The following is a 1707-nucleotide window of genomic DNA, read 5'->3' as shown; positions in this document are numbered from 1 at the left end:
AATACAGAGCAGATGTTTGTCTGTTCACTGCCTTTCCAGTTTGGTGCGGAGAGCAGCAGAAGAGCAGGCGACAATCATGGATGGCTGAATCCTGGATATAGGCGGGGCAAATTGTGAGGTTTGGTGGAGGCGGTATGCGGCAACATGACTTATGGCGGAATCATAGGTGCAGGTTGACGGTACACACAGTGTGGAAAGGTCGAAGGCAAACCCAATAAACGGGTAGGCTGAGGTAATGGTTCATCATTGGTTAATGAATGGAGGACGAACTCTCCTTGATTTAAGCAGGACAATGAAGAGTGCGGATAGCGCATGGTTGCGCTGGTTTCCTGGCTCTTATTGCCAATAGAGGCTTTACCAGGTTGTGAGCTGTGCGTGCTGTATAAGGTGCGACAAGGTAAAGCAAAATATGTGCATATAAAAAGGTTGGGCAACTGTTGACCTGCCGACATGCGGCGGTTCATTGCTCTAACCAGTCGGTATAATCTGTTTGGAGTGGTTCGCGGAGAACGAGCTCTCTGACAGATTCATGCAGGTGATCGGGCCAATCACCGAAAATGAGTGGCCCACCTCCAATCAGGGAAGAGATATGTGAATAGCAGAGACTATTCGCCAATTAATTTTTAGGAGGAACAGACAATGGCTATGGCAATCAATACCAATATCGCATCCCTGCAGGCTCAGAACAAACTGGCAGGTTCTACCAATGCGCTGGGCATCAGTTTCAAGCGCCTTGCTTCCGGGTTGCGCATTAATAGTGCCGCTGATGATGCGGCCGGTCTTTCAATCAGTGATCGTATGACTGCGCAAATCCGTGGCTTGAATCAAGCGGTTCGCAACGCCAATGATACCATCTCTTTGATTCAGGTGGCTGAGGGTGCCCTGTCGGAGACGACCGCCGCCTTGCAACGGATTCGTGAATTGGCCGTGCAGTCTGCCAACGATACCAATGTCAGCGGCGATCGTGCAGATCTGCAAAAAGAGGTGGATCAATTGATTGCAGAGATTGATCGTATCGCCAACACCACACAGTTCAATGGTCAAGTATTGCTCTCAGGTGGTTTTGCCAACAAGGTGTTCCATGTGGGTGCCTATACAGCGCAGACCATCGCTTTCACCATTACTGGTGCCACGGCAACCGATCTGGCAATCAATGCTGCCACTGTCGATACGCAAGCCAATGCCGAAACCGCCATTGCCACCTTGGATACTGCGATCAACTCGGTGACCACTGTGCGCGCCAGCCTGGGTGCCTATCAAAACCGTTTTGAGTCGGTAGTGACCAACTTGTCCAATATCTCCTTGAACACTTCCACCGCCCGTTCCCGGATTGTGGATGCGGATATGGCGGCAGAGACGGCCAAGTTGACGCAGAACAGCATTCTGCAACAGGCTGGCACAGCGGTACTGGCCCAAGCCAACCAACAACCTTCGGTTATTCTGCAGTTGCTCAAATAATAGTGACAACTGTGCGTTTGGTTTGATCACTGCCCCTTGCCGGAGTAACGCTCTCTGGCAAGGGGTTTTTTTGTCTGTATATACCGTGCAGGTTCGCTTGTTCTGCCTTGGTTGACCAAACAATGGCGACAACACGGGAACAGGCTATAGATTTCATGAGTCGATTGCTGTTCTGTGTTGCCTCAGACGGAATGTAACAATTGCCTCGTTCGGGTAAGCCAGATACAATGGCCAACCAACGGAGGTACG

The 1707-nt window shown here is 50.7% G+C and carries 2 protein-coding genes; one reads left to right on the top strand and one right to left on the bottom strand.

The genetic code is table 11. The features are described 5' to 3' along the window. Positions 1–639: 639 nt before the first annotated feature. Positions 640–1458 carry a flagellin N-terminal helical domain-containing protein gene (locus EJP87_RS15925; RefSeq protein WP_130472835.1) on the top strand — a complete coding sequence of 273 codons (819 nt, stop codon included), beginning with the start codon at positions 640–642 and terminating at the stop codon, positions 1456–1458. Here EJP87_RS15925 and EJP87_RS18725 read toward each other — a convergent pair. Further along, positions 1451–1707, bottom strand: a 257-nt coding sequence (locus EJP87_RS18725) for a hypothetical protein (protein ID WP_227657708.1), incomplete at its 5' end; no start/stop codon positions are given. The two genes, EJP87_RS15925 and EJP87_RS18725, sit on opposite strands and share 8 nt — an antisense overlap.

The organism is Candidatus Magnetaquicoccus inordinatus, assembly GCF_004217665.1.
GTDB classification, from domain to species: Bacteria; Pseudomonadota; Magnetococcia; order Magnetococcales; family Magnetaquicoccaceae; genus Magnetaquicoccus; species Magnetaquicoccus inordinatus.
Note: the sequence above shows the minus strand (reverse complement) of the source record. Positions and strands in the feature narration are given on the sequence as shown.

Excerpts from the sequence above, each read along its gene's own strand:
- EJP87_RS15925 (WP_130472835.1), top strand. The coding sequence starts at position 640 with ATGGCTATGGCAATCAATACCAATATCGCATCCCTGCAGGCTCAGAAC.